Source organism: Sphingorhabdus sp. (assembly GCF_040079335.1).
In the GTDB taxonomy this organism is placed as follows: domain Bacteria; phylum Pseudomonadota; class Alphaproteobacteria; order Sphingomonadales; family Sphingomonadaceae; genus Sphingorhabdus_B.
On sequence record NZ_JBEBKL010000013.1, the window covers coordinates 1 to 23068 of the forward strand.

Below are 23068 nucleotides of genomic sequence, written 5' to 3' on the forward strand. Positions count from 1 at the left end.
CCCCTATCCCCTCCCGTAAACGGGAGGGGGAATTCCTAAACCTCCCGGCTTTCGCACCGTTAAATGGTGGGAAGGAAGACGACCATGATCGGGAATATCGCCAACAGCCTTGGCTTCGGCTCGGGCATCAATGTCAGCCAGCTGGTGAGCGACCTTGCCACCGCGTCGCGCGCACCGAAAGCGGAGCGCTTCGACGCGCTGGCAAAGGCCTCGCAGGCGAAGATTAGCGCGGTGGCGCAGGCCCGGGCCGATCTGGATAGTTTTGCCGATACGCTCGCCAATCTGGTCTCGACCGGTAGTCTGGGCAGCCAGCCGACTGTGTCCGGTGACAATGCGCTGGTAGCCTCTGCGCTACCCAATGCACAATTGGGGAAGCTGGCGGCGGAGGTTGAAATTCGTCAGCTCGCACGCGCGCAAACGATGCACAGCGGCCTTCTTGCCTCGGCAAGTGATCCGGTCGGCACAGGAAATGTGACACTGACTGTCGGCGGGGTCGCGCATGCAATCACCATCGGTGCCAGCAACAACAGCCTCACCGGCCTCGCCGACGCGATCAATGCGAGCGGCAGCGGCGTTCGAGCCAGCATCGTAGCGGACCAAGGCCAGGTCCGACTGGTGCTGAAGGGCGAGACCGGTGCCGCCAAGGCCTTTACACTCAGCGCCGACGCTGGCGCTGATCCTGCACTCGCTGCTTTGATCACATCCGGATTTGCGCAGTCGCAGGCGGCAACCGATGCCGTCATCCGGGTAGATGGCGTCGAATATAACCGGCCGACCAACAGCATCGCCGATATCATCCCCGGCGTTTCACTGACCTTGAAAAAAGCCGAAGTCGGCAGCTTTATCGCGCTTGGCAGCACACGTCCGGCGGATGCGCTAAAGCTGACCATCTCGGATTTCGTGACCGTCTTCAATCAGCTGCAAACCAGCCTGAAAGAGGCCCGCCAGACCATCGGTGGCGCGGGCAATTTGCGCGCGCTCGACCGGCAGTTGACGGCTTTGGTGAGCAAAGCGTTGACCGGCAATGCCGGGATTAACAGCCTGTCCGATATCGGTATCAAAACCGACCGCAGCGGTGCGCTCATACTCGATCCCGCCAAACTCGACGCCGTGCTCGCTAGCGATCCCGATGCGGTCGAAGCCCTGTTCAATCCACCGCGCGACGGCGTGCGCACCAGCCTCACCGACCCCGGCCTAGCGGTTGCGCTCGATGAAATTCGCGACGCGGCGATCGCGCCGGGCGGGTTGATCGAGAGCCTCGGCAAATCGCTGCAGGTCGAAGCCGCCACCATCGCCAAAAACCGCGAACGCATGGAGACGCGCGAGGATGCCTATGAGGCGCGGCTGCAGAAACAATATGCGACGCTCGATGCGAAGTTGAGTGCCTTCAAGGCGACGCAAACATACCTCGAACAGCAGATCAAACTCTGGTCGAACGAGAAATAGGCGATGCGTGATCCGCATTACAGCAAGGCGAGCGCGCATTACCGGTCGCTCGCTGTATCAAGCCAGACCGAAAGCGCCGATCCGCATGCATTGGTGGCGATGCTCTATGACGAACTGCTTATGTGCATCGACGTCCTCACTTTACGGGCAAGGCGCGAGCGAACCCTTACGGACGACGAACAGGCGCATCGTGCACGCGGCATCATCCTTTCCTTGCGTGCCGGACTCGATTTTGAGTCGGGCGCCGATCTGGCATTCACGCTTGACGGCCTGTACGATGCGCTGGCTACAGAATTTGAAGAGCGGCTCTCATCGCCCGATCCGCAACGCTTTGCCGAACTGCGCGCCGGTGTGGAGTCGCTTGCGTCAGCCTGGCGAGCGATTGCCGACCCCTAAGTCAACAGCAACGCCGCGCCATTGTTGACCATATGGGCAACGATATTGACCCGAAGCGATCCAGTTTTGTGATACAGAATGCCGAAAACCGCCCCCATCACCATCAGCGCCGGGAAGGCGTGATAATCCATGTGCACAGCGCCAAATATCGCCGAAGCGCCCAATATCGCGCCCCATGCAGGCAGTTTTTTGGCCAGCGCATTCTGCACGAGACCGCGGAACAGGATTTCCTCCAGCAATGGGGCAATGCCGGCAATCGCCACGAACAGAATGACCGTGTTGAGCGGGGTATCGGGCAGCGCTTCAAACATCTTGCGTAACGCCTCCTGCACCTTGATGTCAGGAATGACATAATTGGCGTAGAGGTGGTTAAAGGCGAGGCCGAGCGCGATCAGGCCAATAGCCAATCCCACAGTCTGGATGAGGCTTAACTGACTCCAGCGCATCAGGCCGATCCGAACGGCGCGATCCTCTTTGCGCAAATGCAGCCAGAACAAGCCGAGCAGGACGAGGCTCGATGCCACCAGCGACAGGATCGTCGGTGCAGCGATGAAGCTGGGATCGCGGGCCAGTGCCATAGGATCGCGACCGCTTTTGTCCATCCCGATGGCGATACCCAGCGCCATCACGCCGGCGACTATCTGTAGAACAAGGAAAATGACGACCCAGCCCAACGCCCCCAATATCGTTGGAAACCGGTTATCCGGATGGCTGGCGTCGTGCAAATCTTCGGTCATGTTCCCCCCTGTCATTTCAAACTCTACCCACGGGCTAAGCGAGGCGCTGGGCAAAAGCAATCACACCAACCCCATTTTCATCAATTCGCCCAGCATCTTGGGTGGCATTTCATCGCGAGCATCAGCGCCAGCCGAACCCAGATCGGGCGGAGCATCCTTGCCCTCCAGATAACGCCAGCCCTGATGCGCGCGTTTGGGGATTGAACGGACAGGGATCAGTTCGGGACGCAGCCTTATCCATGTCCTGCCCTGCCCATTGTCCATGAAACCGAGTATCGGGCTGCGCCCGATCAGAGTGTGGTTCAATATCCAGTAGAGCGAACCGCCCGCCATCTCTTCATGTCGCTTGGGCAGATAGCGCGTGGTCAGCCGGATTTCGCCCGCCTCGGCATAGCTTTCGAGCCGCTGGCGTAGATGCGCCGGGCTTTCGGTACCGAAGGCTATCTTGGTCATGTTGAGCGGCATAGCTGCTATTTGGGATGCAAGAACTCAGCCCGCAAGACCGGCAAACACCGCAAGTCCAAGGAAGATCAGGAAGCCCATCGAGTCGGTAATCATCGTCACGAAAATCGAGCTCGACACCGCTGGATCTTGGTCGAGCCGATCAAGGAACACCGGAATGGCAACGCCGGACAAACCAGCCAACAGGATGTTGAACAGGATGGCCGCGGCAATCACTGCGCCCAATGTCCAATTGGAAAAGATCAGCCCGGCCCCAATCCCGGCGATCACCGCCACTGTCGCTCCAATCAGCAGGGCAACGCGGACTTCGCGCCAGATTGATCGCACAGTATTCGATTGCGTCAGCTGATTGGTAGCAAGTGCGCGCACCGTCACCGCCAGCGTCTGCGTGCCCGCATTGCCACCGATCGAGGCGACAATCGGCATCAATATTGCGAGCGCAACCATCGCCTCAATCGCCGCGCCGAATTGCGCGATGATGAAGCTCGCGACCATCGCGGTACCCAGATTGGCGATCAGCCAGCGCACGCGTGCCTTATAGCTGTCGGCGATCGGCTCGTTGATGTCACCTTCGCCCGCACCAGAGAGGCGCAAAATGTCTTCGCCCGCCTCTTCCTGAACGATGTGGACGACATCGTCGGCGGTGATCACACCGACGAGCCGCCCGGCATCGTCGACGACAGCTGCGGAAATCAGTGCATATTTCTGGAAACGCAGCGCCACTTCTTCCTGGTCCATATCGACCGGGATTAGCGTCTGCTCGCGTTTCATCACATCAGATATCGAGATGTTGCGCGGCGTCCGCAGCACCCAGCTCAGTTGGCAGGTGCCAATCGGGCGGTGCGCTGGGTCGACTACAAAGATTTCCCAGAATTCGGTCGTCAGATCAGGATTGTCGCGCAAATAATCGATCAGCTGGCCAACGGTAATATGCTCGGGCACCGCGACCAGTTCGCGCTGCATGATGCGGCCAGCGGATTCTTCCGGGTAGGAAAGCGCGTCTTCGATAACCGCCCGGTCTTCGGGGTCGAGTTCGGCGAGGACGGCCAGTTGCTCGTCCTCCTCCATATCCTCGATCATTGCGACCGCGTCGTCGGTCTCCATCTGCTCGGCGAGGTCGGCGATCTGCGCGGCAGGCAGCGCATCGACAATGTCGTCGCGCACCCAGTCGTTGATTTCGGCGAGCACATCGGCGCTCAGAAGGTCGCCCAGCGCAATCGCAAGATCGGCGCGATCCTCGCGTTTGGTCAACTCGAACAGGTCGGCAATATCGGCGGCGTGCAGCGGTTGTGCGAGCCGATAGGCTTCTTCGGTATCGCCACGTTCGACCGCATCAAGCACCAGCCGGACAAAGTCAGCCTTCAGTCGGTTGTCCTCGTCCAGCGTTTCATCTGCAGTTTCGACGGGGGGGAAATCAGGATCGGATTCGGCAGTCATCGTTCCCCCTTTGCTGCTATGATGTTGCGACCGCGCCCCTCCTACGCCGCGCCCGCGAAATTGCAATTTACTTTTGGCCTTTGGGGCCTATTGCGACGGCCAAGTTCAACGAAAAGGATTCCCTGAAATGGCCGAAACACTCACCCTGCACCTGTCGACCGGCGACGTCGTGATCAAGCTGCGCTCTGATCTGGCCCCCAAGCATGTCGATCGCATCACCGAGCTGGCGAGCGAAGGCTTTTATGACGGCGTCAAATTCCACCGTGTGATCGATGGCTTCATGGCACAAGGCGGATGCCCCAATGGCACCGGCACCGGCGGCTCTTCCAAGCCGAACCTGCCGCAAGAGTTCAACGACGAGCCACATGTCCGCGGTGCGTGCTCGATGGCACGTACGATGGATCCGAACAGCGCGAACAGCCAATTCTTCATCGTCTTTGACGACGCCACTTTCCTCGACCGCCAATATACTGTCTGGGGCAATGTCATCGAAGGCATGGAAAATGTTGACACTCTGCCCAAGGGCGAGCCGCCGCGCGAGCCCGGCGTGATCCAGTCGGTTACGCTGGCGTAAGGCTTTAGATCCGGAAGGTGCCGTCCACCACGGTGACGCAGTCGCCACCGACATGGACGGCATCGCCCTCTATCCGCACGCGAACAAGGCCGTCGCGGCCAACCTGTCGGCCCTGACTGGAGGTGTAGTGGCTGCCTGCCGAGATTTGCCCCGCTTTCAGGCGATAGGCGGCGACGGCACCATTGCCGCTGCCGCAGACCGGATCTTCGGCGATCCCGTCTGCAGGGGCGAAACTGCGCACGATGATGCTGCCATCAGGCTTTTCGGCATAGACGGTCATGCCAGTCGTTGATTGCGTTCGATCATAGTCGGCGAGCATCGGCAGGTCAGGCTGCAGTTGCTCGACGACTTCTGCTGATATCAGCTCGGCAATTACCCAGTGCGGGCCGACATTGACTATCTGAGGCACGCCCTTGATTGTGCCTTCCCCCAGCGCCGCTGCCAGTTTTTCAGCTTCGGGCGCGTCCTCAAAGGCATAGCGGGGCAGCCGGAACGACAGGCCGCTGCCAGACTGGCTGACTTCGACCAGCCCGACCGCACATTGCTGCACCACTTTGCCGTCCTTTGGCGTCGCCAGCCCAGACTCGATCACCGCATGCGCCGTCCCCAGCGTCGGGTGACCGGCAAAAGGCAGTTCACTTTTGGGGGTGAATATGCGCACCGCATAATCTGCCGCTGTGTCACTCGGCGGAGTCACGAAAGTGGTTTCGGACAGGTTGGTCCAGTTGGCGATTGCCTGCATTTGCTCCGCCGTCAGCCCTTCGGCATCAAGGATCACCGCCACCGGATTGCCCTTGAGCGCAACTGCCGTGAATACGTCGACCTGCTTGAAGGGCCTAGGGGTGGTGATGCTCATGGTCGTGGTCCTGATGCTCGACAGTTTCGCTCGGGATATAGCCCAGCTCATCCTTATGACCTTCGGGATCGGGGTGGATTAACACCTCTACACCCGGAAATTCGCGCATCAGCTCGGCCTCGATCTGGTCCATCACTTCATGCGCCTGCAGCACGGTCATGTCTGGATCGACCCAGACATGGAACTGGCAGAAATCATGTGCGCCCGCCGAGCGCGTGCGCATATCGTGGATGCCCTTGGCTTCGGGATGGCGGGTTGCAACTTCGATGAAGCGCTGACGCTTCTCCAACGGCCATTCGCGGTCGAGCAACTGGTCAAGCGCGAGGCTCGCGGCACGCCAGGCACCCCAGAGCAACCAAAGCGCAATCGCTATCCCAAAAAGCGGGTCAGCACCGCGCACACTCAGAAAAGCATCGAGGGCCAGCGCGATGATGACCGCGATATTAAGCAGCAAGTCGCCCTGATAATGTAAATGATCTCCATGGATCGCGACCGAGCCGGTCTTTTTGATCACATGCCGCTGATAGGCCAACAGCCCAAGCGTCGCCGCAATCGCGACGAGGGACACGCCGATGCCCATTTCGGGATGCTCGGTGGGTGCACCATCGCCGAAACGCACAACAGCGCGCCAGCCGATGAACAGGGCCGACACCGTCACCAGCATCACCTGCACCAGCGCCGACAAGGCCTCCGCCTTGCCATGGCCGAAGCGGTGGTCATCATCTGCCGGAAGCGCGGCATAGCGCACACTGAACAGGGTCAGCAGCGATGCCAGAAGGTCAAAGCCGGTATCGGCAAGCGAGCCCAGCAATGCAACCGAACCGGTCTCAATCGCCGCCCAGCTTTTGAGTACGGTCAGGAACAGTGCCATGACAACGCTGGCGATGGCGGCCTTCGCCGTCATCGAACCATGCTGGTGGTGATGGTGGTTGTGAGTCAGCGACATATTGCGTCAGGGATAGAGCATCTGCTTGCGCCAGCCATCGCCTTCGCGCTCGAAAACCCAGCGTTCGTGCAGGCGGAACTCGCGGTCCTGCCAGAATTCGATGCGCGCGGGGTTGACGATATTGCCTGACCAATGCGGTGGGCGGGGCACATCCTGCCCTTCGAACCGCGCCTTCGCCGCTTCGAAGCGAGCCTCAAAGGTTTCGCGGCTGTCGAGCGGGCGCGACTGGTCCGACGCCCAAGCACCGAGCTGCGAAAAGCGCGAGCGGGTGGCGAAAGAGGCGTCGGCGGTAGCGTCAGTGACGCGCGTCACCGGCCCTTCAATCCGAACCTGCCGGCGCAGCGATTTCCAGTGAAAAAGCAACGCGACATTCGGGTTTTCCGCCAGCTCACCCCCTTTACGGCTTTCAAGGTTGGTGTAGAAAATGAAGCCGCCTTTTCCGTCGGCATCGGGGCCATGGCCTTTGAGCAGCACCATCCGCAGCGAAGGGTGGCCGTCTGCGTCCGCCGTGGCCAACGCCATGGCGTTGCCGTCATTGAGTTCGCTGTCGCGTGCCTCTTTGAACCAGGCGTCGAAAATCGAATAGGGATCTTGGCTTTCCATATTGCCTCGATAGGCTAGACTGGGCTTTCAAGGAAGGGGGGACTGCCATGCAAATGCCGTGGGAGACGATTTTCGAATATGCGAACATCTATGCGATGGTCTGCTGGCTGGTGCTGCTTTTAGCACCGCGGCGCGAACAGGTGCTGCCGCTGCTGTTCATGGGCGGTTGCGGGTTGCTGGCTGCGACCTACACGGTGCTCATCGTTGGGCTGATGAGCGGGACGCTGAATGCAGCTGGGCCGCGTTCGCAGGATTTCTCTTCGCTTGCGGGCGTGATGGGGCTGTTCGACAGCAAGGGTGGCGCGACGATCGGCTGGATACACTATCTCGCCTTTGATCTATTCGTCGGCATTTGGGCTGCGCGCAACGCTGACCGGCGCGGGATTGCCCGCTGGATGCAGATCCCTGTTCTGCCCTTCATCTTCCTGTTGGGTCCGCTGGGGCTGGTTCTTTATCTGACGCTTCGCACATTTGCCGGGAAAAGCGTGGAAAATGGTGTTGCCCCGAGTTGACTCGCGGCGCTGTAATGCCAATCTAATACAGAGAGTTTGAACACAGGGACCAGAATGGCCGATCCATATTCCATATTGGGCGTTTCCAAGGGCGCAGACGAGAAGGCGATCAAAAGCGCCTATCGCAAGCTCGCCAAGGAACTGCATCCTGACAAGAACAAGGATAACCCCAAGGCGTCCGAACGGTTCAGCGATGTCACGCGCGCCTATGACCTGCTGTCCGATCCGCAGAAGCGGGGCCAATATGATCGCGGAGAAATCGACGAAAATGGCCAGCCGCGTTCGCCCTTTGGCGGCGGTTTTGGCGGGGGCAGCCCGTTCAGCGGTGGCGGACCGCGCCCCGGCCAAGGCGGAAATTTCGAATTTGGCGCAGGCGGCATCGATTTGGGAGACATTTTCGACGGCCTGTTCGGCGGCGGTGCAGGCGCACGGCCTGGTGGACCCGGTTCCGCTGGCAGGGGGCCACAACCCGGTCCACCACCCAAAGGCGCGAACATCGCCTATGACCATCTGGTTTCATTCACCGATGCAGCCAAGCTCGAACCCCAGCGGATCACCATGCGCGACGGCAAGACGGTTGAGTTCAAACTTCCAGCAGGTGCCGTCAGCGGTCAGCAGATCCGGATCCCCGGCAAAGGCGCTGCTGGCCCCGGCGGTAATGGCGATGCCATGGTCACGCTCAAAATCGGCAAGCACCCCTTTTACGAGCGCGACGGCGACAATATCCGGCTCGAACTGCCGATCAGCCTGAAAGAGGCAATCAACGGCGCAAAGGTGAAAGTGCCGACCATAGACGGCGCGGTGATGCTCAGCGTGCCTGCAGGCGCGCAGTCAGGCACCACGATGCGGATCAAAGGGCGGGGTTTTGCCAAAAAGGGCGGTGAACGCGGTGACCAGTTGGTAACGCTGCACATCCGACTGCCCGCCGACACGGCAGCGCTCGCAGCCTTGGCCGAAGCTCTGCCCGACGATCCGAACATCCGTTCCGCCCTTGGTCTCTGAACACTCCCCTCTCTCGCCCGAGGCGCGCGCGCACGATCCGCGCCCACATCCGGAGAGCGAAGTTGAGTGGTTTCACCATCTCGACCCTTGGCATCAGGCCAAAGAGGTCGTCCGCCGTGTTGTCGTTGGCGTGTATAGCGACGGCTTTGTCCATGCCGGGAATTTCGCCTATCTGTCGATAGTCGCCCTGTTTGCCTTCTGCATTGTGGCCGCAGCAATTGCAGGCAGCCTCGGACAGACCGAATCCGGTCTCGCCCTCATCGACGCTTTTTTCAAAACCGTGCCGAATAGCGTCGAAGCTGCGCTGGAAGGGCCGGTGCATGCCGCCATGTCGGCACGTTCCGGGCCACTATTGTGGCTGAGCGCGATTGTCAGCCTGTGGACCACCACCAGCCTGATCGAGACGATCCGCGACGTCCTCCACCGCGCCTATGGCACCCAGCCCGAACGCTGGTTCTGGCAGTATCGGCTGGGTAGTTTTGTGGTGATAGTCGCTGCCGTAATTCTCGCCATGATGGCTTTTTCGGCGCAGGTTTTGGTCGTGACGATCGAGGATCTGGTGTATCGTTTCATTCCAGCGGCCGAACGCGCGGCAGACTATTTCGCCTGGGGCCGGATCATCCCCTTCGCCATCCTCTTCCTTGCCATCTATACCATCTATCGTGGGTTAGCTCCGCGCCAATATCGCGGACGGATTTTCCCCAAATGGCCCGGCGCGGTTCTAGTCAGCGTCTGGTGGGTCGGCTGCACGATGGTGTTGCCCTGGTTCGTTTCGAGCATCACCAATTATGACCTGACCTATGGTAGCCTTGCCGGGGTGATGATCGCGCTGATTTTCTTCTACCTTGTGGGCCTTGGCATGGTCACCGGTGCGCAACTCAACGCCGCACTGGCCAACGCGAGAGAAAATGGCTTAAAGGGCAGTTCGGATACAGGAAAAGACAATCAGGAGTTCATCCAGACATGACCGGTTTGATGGCAGGAAAACGTGGCCTCATCATGGGCCTCGCCAACGACAAGTCGCTTGCATGGGGCATTGCGCAGCGGCTGAAGGCCGAAGGGGCTGAGCTGGCGATCAGCTATCAGGGCGAGGTGATGGAAAAGCGCGTCCGTCCGCTCGCCGAGCAATTGGGCTGCGATTTCCTGATCGATTGCGATGTTTCGGACATGGCCAATCTGGACGCCGCCTTTGCGCAACTCGGCGCACGCTGGCCGACCATAGATTTCGTCGTTCACGCCATCGGCTTCACCAACAAGGAGGCGCTGCGTGGCAAATATTTCGACGTGACGCTCGACGACTTCCTGATGACGATGAACATCAGCGTTTACAGCTTCACCGCAGTCGCCAAACGCGCCGCCGCGATGATGGTCCCCTTCGATCCCGAAACCGGCAAGGGCGGCGGATCGATGCTGACTTTGAGCTATTATGGCGCCGAAAAGGTCGTGCCGCATTACAATGTCATGGGCGTCGCCAAGGCCGCGCTGGAGGCGAGCGTCAAATATCTGGCGAACGACGTCGGCCCCGATGGCATTCGGGTCAACGCGATCTCGGCTGGACCGATCAAGACGCTGGCAGCTTCGGGGATTGGCGATTTCCGCTATATCCTGAAGTGGAATGAGCTGAATTCGCCACTGCGCCGCAATGTGACGATCGACGATGTTGGCGCGTCGGCGCTCTATTTTCTTTCGGATCTTGCGGCAGGCGTCACGGGTGAAACCCATCATGTCGATGCGGGCTATCATACGGTGGGCATGAAGCAGGAGGATGCTCCTGATATCGGGCTTGCCTGATATGTTTGAGGGGCACAGCAACGAACTGGTCCTCCTCCTCGCCGGGACGACGGCGATTGTCGGGCTTTTCGGTTATCTGCATGCCCGCAAATTCTGGGAAGGCCTGCCGCCGCTGCTCGACGGCTTTGTATCGGCAGCCGGGTTTCTGTTCGTGATAGCTGCATTTGTGTTCGGCGGGCGTTTTGGCGGAGCGTGCAACCACCCGCATGCCGGACGCGTGCTGGCAGTTGCTGCAGCAATTATCATCTATCGAACGCTGCGGACATGGATTGGCAAAGAGCAGGTCAAATATCGCAAGGTCCGGATCAACCCGCCTGGGGACGCATGATCATCCGCCCGATTGAACTCGCCGATTTTGATGTAGTCGATGCCGTCCACCGTGCCGCCTTTGCCAGCACCGCATTCGGTCATCAGGGCGAAGCTGATCTGGTCCGCACGGTCCATGCCGATGGCGATGCGTTGGTGTCGCTGGTTGCCGAAGCCGACGGCCAGATTGTCGGCCATGCGCTGTTCAGCCGGATGGAGGTTGAGGCCGATGGCGTGGCTCTGAAAGGTGCGGGGCTGGCACCTGTAGGTGTGCTGCCCGATCTGCACAGTGCAGGTGTTGGATCGGCTTTGATCTGGCGCGGTATCGCGATGTTGCAGGCGCTCGACATCCAGATCAGTTTCGTCCTCGGCCATCCCGATTATTATCCGCGCTTCGGCTATAGCGCCGAAACCGCCCGCCCCTTTGCCTCGCCCTTTGCCGGCCCGCATTTTATGGCGCTTTTGCTGGACAAAGGCGTGCCACTTCCCGAAAGCGGCCGCGCACGCTATGCACCGGCTTTCGGGCCCGAGAGGTAAGATGAGTTTCAACACATTCGGCCATGTTTTCCGTTTCACGACCTGGGGCGAAAGCCACGGGCCGGCGCTGGGTGCGATAGTTGACGGCTGCCCCCCGGGAATCGCGCTGTCCGAAGCCGATATCCAGCCTTTCCTCGACAAACGGCGTCCGGGCACCAGCAAGTTCACGACGCAGCGGCAGGAGCCCGATCAGGTCCGTATCCTGTCAGGGATTTTCGAGGGCCGCACGACGGGAACGCCGATCAGCCTGATGATCGAAAATGTCGATCAGCGGTCAAAGGATTATTCCGAAGTCGCCAAGGCCTATCGCCCCGGCCATGCCGATTACAGCTATGATGCCAAATATGGCTTTCGCGACTATCGCGGCGGCGGGCGGAGTTCGGCGCGCGAGACGGCGGCACGTGTTGCGGCAGGCGCAGTTGCGCGTGCGGTGATCCCCGAGGTCGAAATCCTGGCCTATGTCGTCGAAATCGGCGGCGATGCCATCGACCGCGGCAATTTCGAAAAAAGCCAGATCGGCAAAAACCCCTTCTGGTGCCCCGACGAGGCCGCCGCCGGGCGGTGGGAAAAGCTGGTCGACGAAGCACGCAAGGCAGGATCCTCGCTAGGCGCTGTCGTCGAATGTGTCGCAACCGGTGTTCCGCCGGGTTGGGGCGCACCGCTTTATGCCAAGCTCGACAGCGAGCTCGCCTCAGCGATGATGGGCATCAACGCGGTCAAGGCAGTTGAAATCGGCGCAGGTTTTGAAGCGGCGCGCTTTCGCGGCGAGCAAAATGCCGATCCGATGCGCCCCGGCACCAACCAGCCCGTGTTCCTCGCCAACAATGCGGGCGGGATCGCTGGCGGCATATCGACCGGTCAGCCTGTAGTCTGCCGTGTCGGCTTCAAGCCCACCAGTTCAATCCTGACCCCGGTCGACACCGTCACCCGCGAAGGCGAAGCAACCGAGATCGTCACCAAGGGCCGCCACGACCCGTGCGTCGGCATTCGCGGCACTCCGGTGGTCGAGGCAATGATGGCACTGGTGCTGGCAGACCAGAAACTGCTGCACCGCGCGCAGTGCGGCTAGGCCCTCGCGCTCAATAGTGCGCTTCGAGCGTGAGTCCCAATATATGGTCGTGGCGCACTGGCGCGCCTGAGCGGTTGACCAGCTGCCAAGTATAGCCCGGCATGATGCCAAAATGCTGCCCCACATCGAAATGGACCGCCGCCCCGGCCCGATTGGCGGCAAAGCCGCTGGTCTGGCCAAAATCGGTATCGTTGAGTGCAAAAATGATCTCATCGCTCAACTGCAGCTCGACCTTGCCTTCCTGATCCAAGCCGTGCCGCAAGCGCACCCGCGGGCGAAAGCGGAGCCCCACATCATTGCTGCCGGAGACTCCGAACACTTCCTCCAATTGCACCCGGGCGTCGACGTCTTGCACCAACGGGAAGGCAATGGCTTGCGCCAGCCGGTGTTGCACTGCGTCGCTACCGCCCGAAATTTCGGTCGTGACATGGGCATAGGATAGCGACAGGCTGACATCATCGGTCAGGTCGTGCCGATAACCCAGCCGGATGAACCGCTGGCCGAGATCGAACGAGTCCGGCTGCGAACGCAAGATCAGATGGGCAGAGACGCTGTCATTCGCATCCAGTTGGGCATCGCCGGTCAAAGTCAGCCATTGCTGCCGTGTCGAATCGGCAAAAGCTGCTTGCGAAGGGATCATCAGGGAGATTGTGCCAAGCAATTGGCAGAAGCGGCGAACGAACATGCGACCGCACCTAGCGAAGGTGGGCAGGCTTGCCAATCGGGAACCGAATGTCGCAAGACCGGAGCGGCACAACGATGCAAGCTGGACAGCGAAATGCCTCTCAACCAGGAACTAATCGCTTGGGGAGTCCGGATGCGATGCAGAAACGGTCATATCTTTTGCTAGCCTTGATCATGGCGACGCCCTTTGCGGCACAGGCCACCGCTGATGCCGATCTGGGCAGCGGGCATGCCAGCTATTACAGCAAAGAATTCGCCGGTCGGCGTACCGCCAGCGGAGAATTGTTCGATCCAGCGGCCTTCACCGCCGCACACCGGACCGTATCCTTCGGCACCCGCGTGAAGGTGACACATTTGGGCAATGGCCGGGAAGTTGTCGTTCGCGTCAATGATCGGGGCCCTTGGGGTCGCGGCCGGATTATCGATCTGTCTTATGCAGCCGCCAAGGAACTGGGCATGCACCGCAGCGGTACCGCGCAGGTCAAACTCACGCTGGTCCGGGATTAACCCGACCGGTCAGACAATAGTCTTGGTAAGCACCTTATCGGTCAAACCGGCATCTTCGACCGAGCCGACAATCGCGACATTGCCATCGGCATCACGCCGCGCGACGAGAACGACAAATTCCTCGGCACCTTGCGCAAATTCTGAGAGATCGCGGGCGCGCGCCGCACGCAAACGCGGGCGCGGATCGAGCGCAACAGGTTTGACATGCTCGCCCTTTTCAACCTTGCGGGCACGGCGTTCCGCCTGAACAACGCCTTTCAAGCCGCCATCATGCTTCGACAGCAGATCGGCCAGCTGGCCTGCGGGAACGGCATTACGGTGCGCATAGTCAAGTGCGGCTGCAAATTCGGTGAGGCGGGTCTTGTCATAACCGGCACCAAAGATCAGCTTGACGACCGGCGTCATCGGCGCACGATCCTGAACGGTAATGCCGTTGTCGGCCAGCATTTCTGCATAGTCCGCCGGATAGCGTTCTGCCGCCAGCGAGAAATCATAAGCCCGTCCAATTGCACGGTAGAGCGTATCGCGGCTGCGCGCGTCAGCATCGCGAGCAACATCGGCGCTGTCGCGGGCTACTTGCAGCCAGTCGGCAAGGCTGGAACCTTCATCTGGTTCAACCTCCTCGATCGCGACCGGAGTTGCCGCTGCGTCAGCAAAGCTGGCATCGAGAACGAGTTCGTCTTCTTCCTGATCTAATTCGAGAGCGGCACCGATATCGGCTTCGGTCGCGGCGGGACCGTCCGCCCAGACGGGCACATGGTCCTTGCGTACCGGCACAGCGGCGAGCGCAGCTTCGACTTCGGCTGCCAGCGGTGCGGCGATCTCAGACGGCGCGCCTTCTTTCCAGTTGATCACGCCATAGATGAAATCGATCGTGTCATCGTCGGACGAGTAAGGCAGCAATATGCCACGATACATGATGTTGACGCCGCGGTCGTTGACGAACTCGGCTTCGAATCCGATCGGCGCGCGGTTGGCGATGATCTGCAGATAATGGTCGGTAATGCGGGAAAGCAATGAGCGCGGCGGCACCTCGTCGAGATAGGTGATGTCGTCGGTCAGCCCGCATTCGTTGCGCAGCGCTTCGCCCAGATATTGGATCGATGGATTTTCAACACCCGAGGTGAAATCGAGCAGCACTGAATAATCGCGAAAATCCTCAACGGATTCGGGCTCAAGTTCTTCGATATTCGGATAATTACCCGCGCCCAGATGCGACGTCCAGAAGTTGTACGCGCGCACCTGCATACGGCGCTCGTCGCCCGAAATTACCGGCGGCGGCTCGATTGCGGCGTCTTCATGCTCTTCAAAACTGGCATAAGAAGGCGCTTCGGAATCATAATGGCCAAAGCCGTCCTGGCTTTCCCCAAATGGCCCAAATCCGCGCAAATTATCCATATAAAGGTCCTAATATCAGGTTTTCACCTGTTGCTTCCCGCCTCTCTATGCGCCGAGATGGTTAATATGCCGTTATCGGCGTTACGCGGCGAAACAGCGTTTCATACCAGATCGGAAAGCGCGATCCGAAGCTTTGCGAGCGCTGCTTTTTTGATCTGGCAGGCCCGTGGTGCACCGATGCCCAAAATCGCCCCGATTTCGTGCAGGTTCATCTCCTCTACAAAGAAGAGCTGCAGCACCAACGCTTCGCGTTCGGGCAGTTCGGCGAGTTGTTGAGCGAGCAATTCGCCCAACTGCTCCCGCTCGATCTGCAGATCGGTTGTTTCGGAAGGGTCAGCAAACCAAGGATCCAAATCGCTATATTGGTCGTCGATGCTGGCTTGCTCGACCGGCTGGCTTCCCGCTTCAAGATCGAGATAAGCCGACAAGGTCATCCCCAAGGCTTCGGCCATTTCGATGCCATCGGGGCTGCGCAGGAGGGTCTGCTCGAGCCGCGCACGGGTATCGGCGATCTTGCGGCGACCAACCATCGCCGAGCGGCTCATCTTGGCTTCGCGCCGCAGCTGGTCGATCATCGCCCCGCGCACCCGCATCGACGCGTAGGTCGCAAAGGCATGGCCGCGGTCCTCATAGCTGCGCGCCGCTTCGATCAGCGCGGCGAGCCCTATCTGCACCAGATCCTCCAACTCGACTGACGCCGCAACGCGCGAATGGACATGCCAGGCAATGCGACGAACCATGTCGTAATGGCTCACGATCAGGGCATCGGCCGCATCATCGCGATAAGCAACTTGCGCCCCGGTTCTGCGTCCGAATTTTTCGGGCGGGATATGTAACATGGTTCATTGGTCCTTTTCGATAGAATCGGGTTCCGGAAGCGCTGCTTCGTCGGTTCGACCGCCAACTGTGGCGATGATTTCAACTGATTTGCCTTCGGGAATTTCGAGGAATGAGAGCACTGCGACATCGGCAAATTGCGCGCGCAGCAACCGCGCCATTGCCGGGCGGCAAAGCGGCGAAACAATCACGGCAACGCTGCGCGCGGCGAGCAGCAATGGTTCTACCGCCTCGCGTATCGCGGTCACGATCCTGCGCGCGAGTTCGGGTTCGATCGGCCAAACGGCGTCGGGCGCCGCGCGCACCGATTGGTTGAGCAGCGCTTCCAGATCAGGATCAAGCGTTACCGCGAGCAGCGGCATTTGCGCGGGCACGATGGTCTGGACGATCAGCCCCGCCAAGCGCCCGCGGACGGCTTCGGTCAATTCGGTAGCAGCCATGTCTGGCTTGCCAACGGCTACCATCGCAGAGGCGAGCGCACGGAAATCACGCAGCGGCACCCGTTCGGCCAAAAGCGCGCGGCATAGCGCGGCAATCGTCGCCAGCGAATAGGGTTGCGGCGTCAGCCCCTGCGCCAGTTGCGGATAGCCCGCCTTGAGCGCCTCGATCAGCGCCTGCGCTTCATCGAGGCCGAACAGGTCCGCCGCCGAACGAGCGAACAACTGATTGAGATGCGTGGCGATGACCGTCGCTGGATCGACCACGGTATAGCCGTTGGCGATGGCATCAACCTGCCTGTCGGCAGCAATCCACAGGGCATCGAGCCCGAAGCTAGGATCCTTGCACGCACGTCCCGCAACCGGCTCCAGCGTGTCGCCTGCCGCCAAAGCGAGCAGTTCATTGGGCCAGGCTTCATCCTCGCCCACAACAACCCCGGCAATACGGATGCGATAGCTGTTGCCCGGCAATGCCAGATCGTCGGTCACTTTCACCGGCGGCAGGACAAAGCCCAGTTCGCGCGACAATTGACGGCGCACGGCGGTGATACGTGCCATCAACGGGGCGCCCTTGCGCTCGTCAACCAGACCGACAAGCGCATAGCCCAGCTCGAGCGCGACAGGCGCGGTTTCGCAAACATCCTCCCATGCGATCTGGTGCGGTTCGGCGACGATAGTGATTGGCGCAGGCGCTTTGCGTTCAGCCTGCTCGCGTTGGCGCAGCAACCAGCAGATACCGCCAGCGAACGCCGCTGCGGGCAAAACCACCATTTGCGGCATTGCCGGGATCAAGCCGAGCAGCGTCAATATTGCCGCCACCGGTGCCCAGGCCCGCCATTGGCCGAACTGGCTGCCAATCTGGCCGCTCAAATCAAACGGCGAGGAGACGCGGGTGACGATGGCAGCAGCGGCAATCGAGAGCAGCAAGGCCGGGATTTGCGCGACCAGCGCATCGCCGATTGCGAGCGTGATATAGGTCCGCGCCGCTTCGCCCAGCGACAGGTCATGGCTGATAACGCCAAGGATGAGGCCGCCGATGATGTTGACGAACAGGATCAGCAGGCCTGCAACCGCATCGCCCTTCACAAATTTCGACGCACCATCCATCGATCCGTAAAAATCGGCTTCGGTCGCCACCTCCTGTCGCCGTGCCTTGGCTTCATCGGGCGAGAGCAAACCGGCGTTAAGATCGGCATCGATTGCCATCTGCTTTCCGGGCAGCGCATCCAGCGTGAAACGCGCCGACACTTCGGAAACCCGGCTCGCGCCCTTGGTGATCACGACCAGATTGATGATCATCAGCACCGCAAAGACGAACAGCCCGACGACATAATCGCCGCCGATCAGGAAGGCGCCGAACGCCTCAATCACATGCCCGGCCGCCGCCGCACCCTGATGCCCATCAACCAGCACGACGCGGGTCGAAGCGACGTTGAGCGAAAGACGGAACAGGGTGGCGAGAAGAAGGACGGTAGGGAAGGCGGAAAAGTCGAGTGGTTTGGCTGCAGACAGTGCAACCATCAGCACCGCAAGGCTGATCATGATATTGACGACAAAGCCGATATCGAGCAGCAGCGCCGGCACCGGCACCACCATCAGTAGCACCAGCGCAAGAATCGCTGCGGGCAGGGCCGCGCCGGTCGCGAGCGATTTCCAGATTGGCGGGTTCATGCGGCAGCTCCGCGCGCGCCGGAGAGCTTGCGATACGCATCACGCGCGAAATCGAGCGACAGCCTTTTGGGCATGGGTTCGATCGCGCCCATTTCAAGCGACGTCCAGTTCGGCATGGTCGAAGCAATGGCGCTACGGTGGGTGGCCATCTCCGGACGCGGATTCAGCCCGACGTCGGCACTGAGTTTTGCAGCAAAGGAGCGCCGGATGGCGTCAAGCGAGCGCGGTGACCCACTTGCGTCAAAGAAGACAGGCCGGTTGGCCGCTGCGGCCTTGGCGAACAGGGTTGCCGCGGGCTGGTCGGGATTGGCGGCCCAGGCTTTCAGAAAATCGCTGGCACCCGCGGAGCCAAGGAAATGGGCGAGGTAAAGGTCAACCGGCTCCGGCGCACGGCCAAGCGCGTCCGCCAGATGCGCACGATTGTCGCTTGCGAGTTCCCCCGCCATCACCGCTGCAGCTTCCGGATCATTGCGCAGATCAAGGATGGCATTGCGCAGACTGGGGTCTGCTATGCGGTAACTGCCCTTGCCTACCGGAGCGATCGCCTCCGTCGCCCAGCCAAAGCCATGCTCAGCACCGTGGCGTTTCAGCGTGGTGAGCCAGGTCTGGGTGGTGAACTGGAAGAGGCCTGATGCGCTAGAGGTTGCTGCACGCGCATCCGGGCGAAAGCCGCTTTCGATCCGCGCCTGATCGAGCAGATATTCGAAATCGACGCCTGTCCGACGCGAAGCGCTTTCGATTGCGCGCCAGACGGGCGTGGAAATTGATGAAATGGGGCTGGCTTGATCCATGCCCATCTTACAGCAACGGCTGTGCCAGTTTGCGGAAACTTGAATTATATATTATATATTACAGTTATTTATAGAGATTCTGACGCGCCTTTACCGCCCGCAACTCTGCCACGCGGTCAATATTCTGACGCGTCCAATGCGCCATCAGATTGATCCGGATTGCCGCCGCCTGGTTCTGGCGCAATGCGCCGCGCAGCCGCTCTGCCGCCAGCGGGTCGGAGGGCCATGTTTCGACATTGCGCAATTGAGTGATCGCCGCCGCCAGTGCCTCGCTCGCGCGCACGATCGCACCGGCATCCTGTGCGTCGATTGCAGCGATAAGGTCGGTCTGGCAATCGAGAACGGCTTCGATGCTTTCGGCGCTCACGTACCCGCCCAGCCGAAATGGTCGAGCATTGCATCGGCAATCGCCAGTGCATCGGGGCGATAGTCGCCAGAGGCAATGGCCTGTCGAAGCTGCGCTATGCGTGCATGGTCGACCGGCGGCGCCTGCATCGCCAGTTCGTTCGCCAATCGGGAGAGCCTGGCAACCGGCACCGGCGGTGCGTTTTCGGCTGCGTTCACCGGTGTGTCGCGGGCAGCTGGTGCCTGTGCAACCGAATGGCTAGTACGAAGCGGGGTGAATGATACCGGCTGTGTCATCTTTATTATCCCATAAAGCGCCGTCGGTTTTCCGACAGCCTCACATGGGGAGTAACGGCAATCCGCCGTATGGATTTAGTGCATCGACAGCTCAGTCAACGATCCGCACCTTGCCATGACCCGAGACCGTCGACGCCATCAGGCCATTCGCCCCGGTGAATTTGACGCGGATCGTATCCCCCAAGCGCCCGGCCTCGGTCGCAATCGCTTGATAATGCAGGGTGAATTCATTACCGACGATTGCAACCTGAACGCTTTCGCCCCGTTTCACGAGGATCGGCTGCTGATCGATCAAGGCAGTATTTGGTGATGCAATCGGCACGCGAAAACGCCAACCACGCGACGGACAGGCGAGTTCCAGACCGCCCTGCATCGACGATTCAATTTCAGGAGGCTCTGCACAGCGCGCAAGACGGAGGCGGCGATCGAGACGCGCTGCGGAGCCATTGCTCGCTGCGCTTATCCGGGCGTCGAGCGCATCAAGGTCTTCGAGAGGCTGCTGGCTCGCCAGCAGGAGCGGCAGCAGCGGGGCAAGATTGATCATGTTTGTGGTCCTTTCCGATATGCTCCGCCCGCAGCAATGTGCGTGCCATATCGCGATAGAAGCGGGTTTATCGGCGCTGCACGAACCGAAGAGACGCCATATGTCGGGATTTTGGCAACCGCCCTTTGGGAGCTGCGCAGACCGATACTTAGCTATTGAATTTAATACATATTCCTAAATCTGGCACGGGCATTGCTTTTCTCCCGCCGAAGCTCGCAACGGGCAGGTGATCGAAAGGAACGCAATATGGCATCCGGTGACGTCTTCGGTATTCATGCGACCGCGCTGCAATTGCGCAGCCAGCGTATGGCGATGCTCGCCTCGAACATCGCCAATGCAGCGACGCCCAATTACAAGGCGCGTGACATCGATTTTTCAATGGCCTTGTCGCTTGCAGAGCGTGGCCAATCGACCGACAGCGCAATCGCCTTCCGTATCCCGCTCCAGCCTTCGCTCGACGGCAACACCGTAGAAATGGCAACCGAGCAGACGGCCTTTGCCGAAAACGCCCTCGCCTATCGGTCGAGTCTTGCCTTCCTCAACGGGCGCATCGGCACATTGAGCCGCGCGCTGAAAGGTGAATGAGCATGGGCAACACGCTCTCCCTTTTCGACATCAGCGGTCGGGCGATGGCGGCTCAACTGGTGCGGTTGAATACCACCGCATCCAACCTCGCCAATGCCGGATCGGTATCGGGAAGTGAAGCCGGCGCCTATCGCGCGATGAAACCGGTATTCCGAACCATCATGGGCGAAAATGGCACCGCGACCGTCGCCGTCGATCAGGTGACGCAAGCCACATCCACGCCGACCAAAAGGCATGACCCCAGCCATCCACTTGCGGACTCAGACGGCAATGTCTGGGAAGCAGCGGTCGATAGCGCGGCGGAACTGGTCGAGATGGTCGAAACCGCGCGCCACTATCAGAACAACGTCCAGGTGCTTTCGACCGCAAAGGGCCTGATTTCCGAAACCCTCAGACTGGGACAATAATCATGACAGCCATCCAGAATGTGAATGCCCGCAACTTGCCCGTGGTCCCCAAGGGCAGCGGCGAAAAGCAACTCGGCCAGACTGATTTCCTGCGGCTGATGTCGACCCAGTTGAAGCAGCAGGATCCGTTCGATCCGGTCGATAACCAGGCAATGGTCGCGCAAATGGCGCAATTTTCGAGTGTCGCGGGGATTTCGGAAATGAACGTCTCGCTCAAGTCGATCGCCGACCAGATCAAGGCGCAGACCGCATTGCTCACCGACATTCGTGCGGCAACGCGGCCCGCCACCTGAAAGGGAGAAATACCATGTCCTTCTACACATCGCTATCCGGCCTGAAGGCCGCGCAGACCGACCTTTCGGTCACGTCGAACAACCTCGCCAATGTCGGTTCGACCGGTTTCAAGAAAAGCCGCGCCCAATTTGGCGACCTGTTTGCCAGCGCGCCAACGCAGACCACGAAGATGATCGCAGGCCAAGGCGCGCGATTGAACGCTGTGGTCCAGCAGTTCACGCAAGGTACGCTGGAGGCGAGCGACAAGACGCTCGATCTGGCGATTGCGGGTGAGGGCTTTTTCGTGACCCAAGGCGATCCGCCTCGTGCTGCCGTCACCTACACTCGCAACGGTGCGTTTCAGGTCAACGCCAACCGGCAGGTGGTCGATACTATCGGCTCGACGCTGCAGCTGTTGCCGGTTGATGCGAGCGGAAATGTCACCGGCAATACCCTCGGCGATGCCTTCGACTTTGTCCTGCCTGCAAATGCCCCGGGCAACCCGACGGTCGCGCTGGTCAATGTTTCGGTCGGGATCGATGGTCTGGTGTCGGCAACCTATGCCGACGGCTCGGACGAGGTGCTCGGCAAGGTCGCAATGGCCAGCTTTACCTCGCAGGAAGGTCTGCGCCCGGTCGGCGACGGCCATTGGCAATCGACCGGTGACAGCGGACCTCCCGCAATTGATGCCGCCACCAATGGACCGCTCGGCACGATCCGTTCGGGCGCGCTCGAACGGGCCAATGTCGATGTGACCGAGGAACTGGTCGCGCTGATTTCGGCGCAACGTAATTTTCAGGCGAATGCCAAAGCGATCGAAACTGCGTCGAACATGACGCAGGCGATTGTCAGCATCCGGTAAACCTGACCCATGGACCGCCTTATTTACACCAGCCTGACCGCCCTTCGCGGAGCACAGGCGCGGCAGACCGCGACGGCGAACAATCTCGCCAATGCCTCGACGCCCGGCTTCCGCGCCGAAATGGCCGAAGCGCAGGCAATCTGGCTGCGCGGGCCGCAAGTCGATGGCCGAGCGGTCGCGAGCGAAGAGGTGATCGGGGCTGACATGCGCGCCGGAACGGTTACCGCAACCGGACGCGATCTCGACACCGCGCTTGATGGAAGCGCATTATTGGCCGTGCAGGCCGAAGATGGCGCTGAAGCCTATACACGGCGCGGCGATCTGCAATTGTCCGAAAGCGGACTGCTCACGACCGCGGATGGCCATCCTGTCCTCGGCAACGGGGGCCCGCTGATAGTCCCCCCTGCCGATAGCCTTCGGATCGACCGCGAGGGCCGCATCTGGATTGTTCCCGCAGGCGGCGACCCGCAGGCCCCGCAGGAAGTCGGCAAGCTGAAGCTCGCCAGCCCTTTGGGTTCGCCGGTTCTCAAGGGCCTCGACGGGCTGTTCCGCGTTCCCGATGGCGGCATACTGCCCGAAGATGTCGAGGCACGCGTGAAAAGCGGCGCGCTCGAAGGATCCAATGTCAACGCCAGCTACGCGCTGACCGAGATGATCGAGGCGAGTCGCAGTTGGGACGTGCAACTCAAGATGATCGGCGATGCCCGCGACCTCGATGCCGCGACCGCAGAGCTGATGCAGCTTCCGCAATAAGGA

The 23068-nt window shown here is 60.4% G+C and carries 30 protein-coding genes; 16 read left to right on the plus strand and 14 right to left on the minus strand.

Translation table 11 applies throughout. The features are described from left to right. The first annotated feature begins 84 nt into the window (after positions 1 to 84). Together fliD and ABL922_RS05655 are read left to right on the plus strand one after the other, a co-directional pair. Complete coding sequence (gene fliD / locus ABL922_RS05650; protein WP_349023235.1) at positions 85 to 1446, plus strand: flagellar filament capping protein FliD; 1362 nt, start codon at positions 85 to 87, stop codon at positions 1444 to 1446. Between the two features lie 3 nt (positions 1447 to 1449). Continuing rightward, complete coding sequence (locus ABL922_RS05655) at positions 1450 to 1842, plus strand: flagellar export chaperone FliS (RefSeq protein WP_349023236.1); 393 nt, start codon at positions 1450 to 1452, stop codon at positions 1840 to 1842. On the opposite strand, the gene ABL922_RS05660 is transcribed toward ABL922_RS05655, so the two are convergent. From ABL922_RS05660 to mgtE, 3 genes are read right to left on the minus strand one after another with little or no spacing between them, the layout of a single operon-like run. Next, positions 1839 to 2579 carry a type II CAAX endopeptidase family protein gene (locus ABL922_RS05660; protein WP_349023237.1) on the minus strand — a complete coding sequence of 247 codons (741 nt, stop codon included), beginning with the start codon at positions 2577 to 2579 and terminating at the stop codon, positions 1839 to 1841. The genes ABL922_RS05655 and ABL922_RS05660 overlap by 4 nt on opposite strands. A 60-nt stretch (positions 2580 to 2639) precedes the next feature. Further along, positions 2640 to 3044 carry a DUF1489 domain-containing protein gene (locus tag ABL922_RS05665; RefSeq protein WP_349023238.1) on the minus strand — a complete coding sequence of 135 codons (405 nt, stop codon included), beginning with the start codon at positions 3042 to 3044 and terminating at the stop codon, positions 2640 to 2642. Positions 3045 to 3068: 24 nt separating this feature from the next. Then, a complete protein-coding gene (mgtE, locus tag ABL922_RS05670) occupies positions 3069 to 4478 on the minus strand; it encodes a magnesium transporter (protein ID WP_349023239.1) in 1410 nt (469 codons plus the stop codon). Between the two features lie 127 nt (positions 4479 to 4605). On the opposite strand from mgtE, the gene ABL922_RS05675 reads away from it, so the two are divergent. Then, entirely contained in the window at positions 4606 to 5052 is a 447-nt protein-coding gene (locus ABL922_RS05675) for a peptidylprolyl isomerase (protein WP_349023240.1), read from the plus strand. A 4-nt stretch (positions 5053 to 5056) separates the two neighbouring features. Here the strand turns inward: ABL922_RS05675 and ABL922_RS05680 are convergent, their stop codons facing one another. The 3 genes from ABL922_RS05680 to pdxH are packed head-to-tail and all read right to left on the minus strand — an operon-like array spanning position 5057 to position 7457. Continuing rightward, the gene (locus ABL922_RS05680) at positions 5057 to 5908 is read right to left on the minus strand and encodes a PhzF family phenazine biosynthesis protein (protein ID WP_349023241.1); all 852 of its coding nucleotides are present in this window, start codon (positions 5906 to 5908) and stop codon (positions 5057 to 5059) included. Beyond that, on the minus strand, positions 5889 to 6854 hold the full coding sequence (locus tag ABL922_RS05685) for a cation diffusion facilitator family transporter (RefSeq protein WP_349023242.1): 966 nt from the start codon (positions 6852 to 6854) through the stop codon (positions 5889 to 5891). Before ABL922_RS05685 ends, ABL922_RS05680 begins: the two co-directional genes overlap by 20 nt. A 6-nt stretch (positions 6855 to 6860) precedes the next feature. Beyond that, positions 6861 to 7457 carry a pyridoxamine 5'-phosphate oxidase gene (pdxH, locus tag ABL922_RS05690; protein ID WP_349023243.1) on the minus strand — a complete coding sequence of 199 codons (597 nt, stop codon included), beginning with the start codon at positions 7455 to 7457 and terminating at the stop codon, positions 6861 to 6863. 47 nt (positions 7458 to 7504) lie between these two features. On the opposite strand from pdxH, the gene ABL922_RS05695 reads away from it, so the two are divergent. Genes ABL922_RS05695 through aroC form a run of 7 tightly spaced genes read left to right on the plus strand, consistent with a single transcriptional unit; the run spans position 7505 to position 12674 of the window. Then, the gene (locus tag ABL922_RS05695; RefSeq protein ID WP_349023244.1) at positions 7505 to 7969 is read left to right on the plus strand and encodes an ABA4-like family protein; all 465 of its coding nucleotides are present in this window, start codon (positions 7505 to 7507) and stop codon (positions 7967 to 7969) included. A 54-nt stretch (positions 7970 to 8023) separates the two neighbouring features. After that, entirely contained in the window at positions 8024 to 8971 is a 948-nt protein-coding gene (locus tag ABL922_RS05700) for a DnaJ C-terminal domain-containing protein (RefSeq protein WP_349023245.1), read from the plus strand. Then, positions 8961 to 9938, plus strand: coding sequence for a YihY/virulence factor BrkB family protein (locus ABL922_RS05705; RefSeq protein WP_349023246.1), 978 nt, complete (start codon positions 8961 to 8963; stop codon positions 9936 to 9938). Before ABL922_RS05700 ends, ABL922_RS05705 begins: the two co-directional genes overlap by 11 nt. Next, entirely contained in the window at positions 9935 to 10762 is an 828-nt protein-coding gene (fabI, locus tag ABL922_RS05710) for an enoyl-ACP reductase FabI (protein WP_349023247.1), read from the plus strand. The genes ABL922_RS05705 and fabI overlap by 4 nt, the downstream gene beginning before the upstream one ends. After that, complete coding sequence (locus ABL922_RS05715; RefSeq protein ID WP_349023248.1) at positions 10755 to 11090, plus strand: hypothetical protein; 336 nt, start codon at positions 10755 to 10757, stop codon at positions 11088 to 11090. The genes fabI and ABL922_RS05715 overlap by 8 nt, the downstream gene beginning before the upstream one ends. After that, entirely contained in the window at positions 11087 to 11605 is a 519-nt protein-coding gene (locus tag ABL922_RS05720) for an N-acetyltransferase (protein ID WP_349023249.1), read from the plus strand. Before ABL922_RS05715 ends, ABL922_RS05720 begins: the two co-directional genes overlap by 4 nt. Before the next feature lies 1 nt (position 11606). Further along, entirely contained in the window at positions 11607 to 12674 is a 1068-nt protein-coding gene (aroC, locus tag ABL922_RS05725; RefSeq protein WP_349023250.1) for a chorismate synthase, read from the plus strand. Positions 12675 to 12684: 10 nt separating this feature from the next. Here the strand turns inward: aroC and ABL922_RS05730 are convergent, their stop codons facing one another. Further along, entirely contained in the window at positions 12685 to 13359 is a 675-nt protein-coding gene (locus ABL922_RS05730; protein ID WP_349023251.1) for a DUF2490 domain-containing protein, read from the minus strand. A gap of 137 nt (positions 13360 to 13496) precedes the next feature. On the opposite strand from ABL922_RS05730, the gene ABL922_RS05735 reads away from it, so the two are divergent. Continuing rightward, entirely contained in the window at positions 13497 to 13865 is a 369-nt protein-coding gene (locus ABL922_RS05735; protein WP_349023252.1) for a septal ring lytic transglycosylase RlpA family protein, read from the plus strand. A gap of 9 nt (positions 13866 to 13874) precedes the next feature. Here ABL922_RS05735 and ABL922_RS05740 read toward each other — a convergent pair whose 3' ends face one another. The 7 genes from ABL922_RS05740 to ABL922_RS05770 all read right to left on the minus strand — a co-directional run bounded on the left by ABL922_RS05740 (position 13875) and on the right by ABL922_RS05770 (position 20185). Next, positions 13875 to 15263, minus strand: a complete 1389-nt coding sequence (locus tag ABL922_RS05740; protein ID WP_349023253.1) for a hypothetical protein — start codon at positions 15261 to 15263, stop codon at positions 13875 to 13877. 101 nt (positions 15264 to 15364) lie between these two features. After that, entirely contained in the window at positions 15365 to 16102 is a 738-nt protein-coding gene (locus tag ABL922_RS05745; RefSeq protein ID WP_349023254.1) for a FliA/WhiG family RNA polymerase sigma factor, read from the minus strand. A gap of 3 nt (positions 16103 to 16105) precedes the next feature. Next, complete coding sequence (flhA, locus tag ABL922_RS05750) at positions 16106 to 18208, minus strand: flagellar biosynthesis protein FlhA (RefSeq protein ID WP_349023255.1); 2103 nt, start codon at positions 18206 to 18208, stop codon at positions 16106 to 16108. Next, on the minus strand, positions 18205 to 18999 hold the full coding sequence (locus ABL922_RS05755; RefSeq protein ID WP_349023256.1) for a lytic transglycosylase domain-containing protein: 795 nt from the start codon (positions 18997 to 18999) through the stop codon (positions 18205 to 18207). The genes flhA and ABL922_RS05755 overlap by 4 nt, the downstream gene beginning before the upstream one ends. Positions 19000 to 19063: 64 nt before the next feature. Next, entirely contained in the window at positions 19064 to 19366 is a 303-nt protein-coding gene (locus ABL922_RS05760) for a hypothetical protein (RefSeq protein ID WP_349023257.1), read from the minus strand. After that, positions 19363 to 19641, minus strand: a complete 279-nt coding sequence (gene flgM / locus ABL922_RS05765; RefSeq protein WP_349023258.1) for a flagellar biosynthesis anti-sigma factor FlgM — start codon at positions 19639 to 19641, stop codon at positions 19363 to 19365. Before flgM ends, ABL922_RS05760 begins: the two co-directional genes overlap by 4 nt. Positions 19642 to 19732: 91 nt before the next feature. Further along, positions 19733 to 20185, minus strand: coding sequence for a flagella basal body P-ring formation protein FlgA (locus ABL922_RS05770; RefSeq protein WP_349023259.1), 453 nt, complete (start codon positions 20183 to 20185; stop codon positions 19733 to 19735). A 246-nt stretch (positions 20186 to 20431) separates the two neighbouring features. Here ABL922_RS05770 and ABL922_RS05775 point away from each other — a divergent pair, with 246 nt between their 5' ends. The 5 genes from ABL922_RS05775 to flgF are packed head-to-tail and all read left to right on the plus strand — an operon-like array spanning position 20432 to position 23065. Then, positions 20432 to 20770: a flagellar basal body protein gene (locus ABL922_RS05775; RefSeq protein ID WP_349023260.1), complete on the plus strand. Its 339-nt coding sequence runs from the start codon at positions 20432 to 20434 to the stop codon at positions 20768 to 20770. Then, positions 20767 to 21177, plus strand: a complete 411-nt coding sequence (gene flgC / locus ABL922_RS05780; RefSeq protein WP_349023261.1) for a flagellar basal body rod protein FlgC — start codon at positions 20767 to 20769, stop codon at positions 21175 to 21177. The genes ABL922_RS05775 and flgC overlap by 4 nt, the downstream gene beginning before the upstream one ends. Positions 21178 to 21179: 2 nt before the next feature. Continuing rightward, on the plus strand, positions 21180 to 21470 hold the full coding sequence (locus ABL922_RS05785; RefSeq protein ID WP_349023262.1) for a flagellar hook capping FlgD N-terminal domain-containing protein: 291 nt from the start codon (positions 21180 to 21182) through the stop codon (positions 21468 to 21470). A 14-nt stretch (positions 21471 to 21484) separates the two neighbouring features. After that, positions 21485 to 22312 (plus strand): flagellar hook-basal body complex protein, encoded by an 828-nt coding sequence (locus tag ABL922_RS05790; RefSeq protein WP_349023263.1) that lies wholly within the window; start codon positions 21485 to 21487, stop codon positions 22310 to 22312. A gap of 9 nt (positions 22313 to 22321) precedes the next feature. Then, positions 22322 to 23065, plus strand: a complete 744-nt coding sequence (gene flgF, locus ABL922_RS05795) for a flagellar basal body rod protein FlgF (protein ID WP_349023264.1) — start codon at positions 22322 to 22324, stop codon at positions 23063 to 23065. The last annotated feature ends 3 nt before the right edge of the window (positions 23066 to 23068 follow it).

Bases quoted from the DNA above. Each gene is read 5' to 3' on its own strand.
- ABL922_RS05695 (WP_349023244.1), top strand. From the start codon at position 7,505: ATGCAAATGCCGTGGGAGACGATTTTCGAATATGCGAACATCTATGCG.
- ABL922_RS05730 (WP_349023251.1), bottom strand. From the start codon at position 13,359: ATGTTCGTTCGCCGCTTCTGCCAATTGCTTGGCACAATCTCCCTGATG.
- flgM (WP_349023258.1), bottom strand. From the start codon at position 19,641: ATGACACAGCCGGTATCATTCACCCCGCTTCGTACTAGCCATTCGGTT.
- pdxH (WP_349023243.1), bottom strand. From the start codon at position 7,457: ATGGAAAGCCAAGATCCCTATTCGATTTTCGACGCCTGGTTCAAAGAG.
- flgC (WP_349023261.1), top strand. From the start codon at position 20,767: ATGAGCATGGGCAACACGCTCTCCCTTTTCGACATCAGCGGTCGGGCG.
- ABL922_RS05675 (WP_349023240.1), top strand. From the start codon at position 4,606: ATGGCCGAAACACTCACCCTGCACCTGTCGACCGGCGACGTCGTGATC.
- ABL922_RS05685 (WP_349023242.1), bottom strand. From the start codon at position 6,854: ATGTCGCTGACTCACAACCACCATCACCACCAGCATGGTTCGATGACG.
- ABL922_RS05745 (WP_349023254.1), bottom strand. From the start codon at position 16,102: ATGTTACATATCCCGCCCGAAAAATTCGGACGCAGAACCGGGGCGCAA.
- ABL922_RS05755 (WP_349023256.1), bottom strand. From the start codon at position 18,999: ATGGATCAAGCCAGCCCCATTTCATCAATTTCCACGCCCGTCTGGCGC.
- ABL922_RS05775 (WP_349023260.1), top strand. From the start codon at position 20,432: ATGGCATCCGGTGACGTCTTCGGTATTCATGCGACCGCGCTGCAATTG.
- ABL922_RS05700 (WP_349023245.1), top strand. From the start codon at position 8,024: ATGGCCGATCCATATTCCATATTGGGCGTTTCCAAGGGCGCAGACGAG.
- aroC (WP_349023250.1), top strand. From the start codon at position 11,607: ATGAGTTTCAACACATTCGGCCATGTTTTCCGTTTCACGACCTGGGGC.
- fabI (WP_349023247.1), top strand. From the start codon at position 9,935: ATGACCGGTTTGATGGCAGGAAAACGTGGCCTCATCATGGGCCTCGCC.
- ABL922_RS05790 (WP_349023263.1), top strand. From the start codon at position 21,485: ATGTCCTTCTACACATCGCTATCCGGCCTGAAGGCCGCGCAGACCGAC.
- fliD (WP_349023235.1), top strand. From the start codon at position 85: ATGATCGGGAATATCGCCAACAGCCTTGGCTTCGGCTCGGGCATCAAT.
- ABL922_RS05785 (WP_349023262.1), top strand. From the start codon at position 21,180: ATGACAGCCATCCAGAATGTGAATGCCCGCAACTTGCCCGTGGTCCCC.
- ABL922_RS05680 (WP_349023241.1), bottom strand. From the start codon at position 5,908: ATGAGCATCACCACCCCTAGGCCCTTCAAGCAGGTCGACGTATTCACG.
- ABL922_RS05740 (WP_349023253.1), bottom strand. From the start codon at position 15,263: ATGGATAATTTGCGCGGATTTGGGCCATTTGGGGAAAGCCAGGACGGC.
- ABL922_RS05720 (WP_349023249.1), top strand. From the start codon at position 11,087: ATGATCATCCGCCCGATTGAACTCGCCGATTTTGATGTAGTCGATGCC.
- ABL922_RS05655 (WP_349023236.1), top strand. From the start codon at position 1,450: ATGCGTGATCCGCATTACAGCAAGGCGAGCGCGCATTACCGGTCGCTC.
- flhA (WP_349023255.1), bottom strand. From the start codon at position 18,208: ATGAACCCGCCAATCTGGAAATCGCTCGCGACCGGCGCGGCCCTGCCC.
- flgF (WP_349023264.1), top strand. From the start codon at position 22,322: ATGGACCGCCTTATTTACACCAGCCTGACCGCCCTTCGCGGAGCACAG.
- ABL922_RS05735 (WP_349023252.1), top strand. From the start codon at position 13,497: ATGCAGAAACGGTCATATCTTTTGCTAGCCTTGATCATGGCGACGCCC.
- mgtE (WP_349023239.1), bottom strand. From the start codon at position 4,478: ATGACTGCCGAATCCGATCCTGATTTCCCCCCCGTCGAAACTGCAGAT.
- ABL922_RS05660 (WP_349023237.1), bottom strand. From the start codon at position 2,579: ATGACCGAAGATTTGCACGACGCCAGCCATCCGGATAACCGGTTTCCA.
- ABL922_RS05770 (WP_349023259.1), bottom strand. From the start codon at position 20,185: ATGATCAATCTTGCCCCGCTGCTGCCGCTCCTGCTGGCGAGCCAGCAG.
- ABL922_RS05665 (WP_349023238.1), bottom strand. From the start codon at position 3,044: ATGCCGCTCAACATGACCAAGATAGCCTTCGGTACCGAAAGCCCGGCG.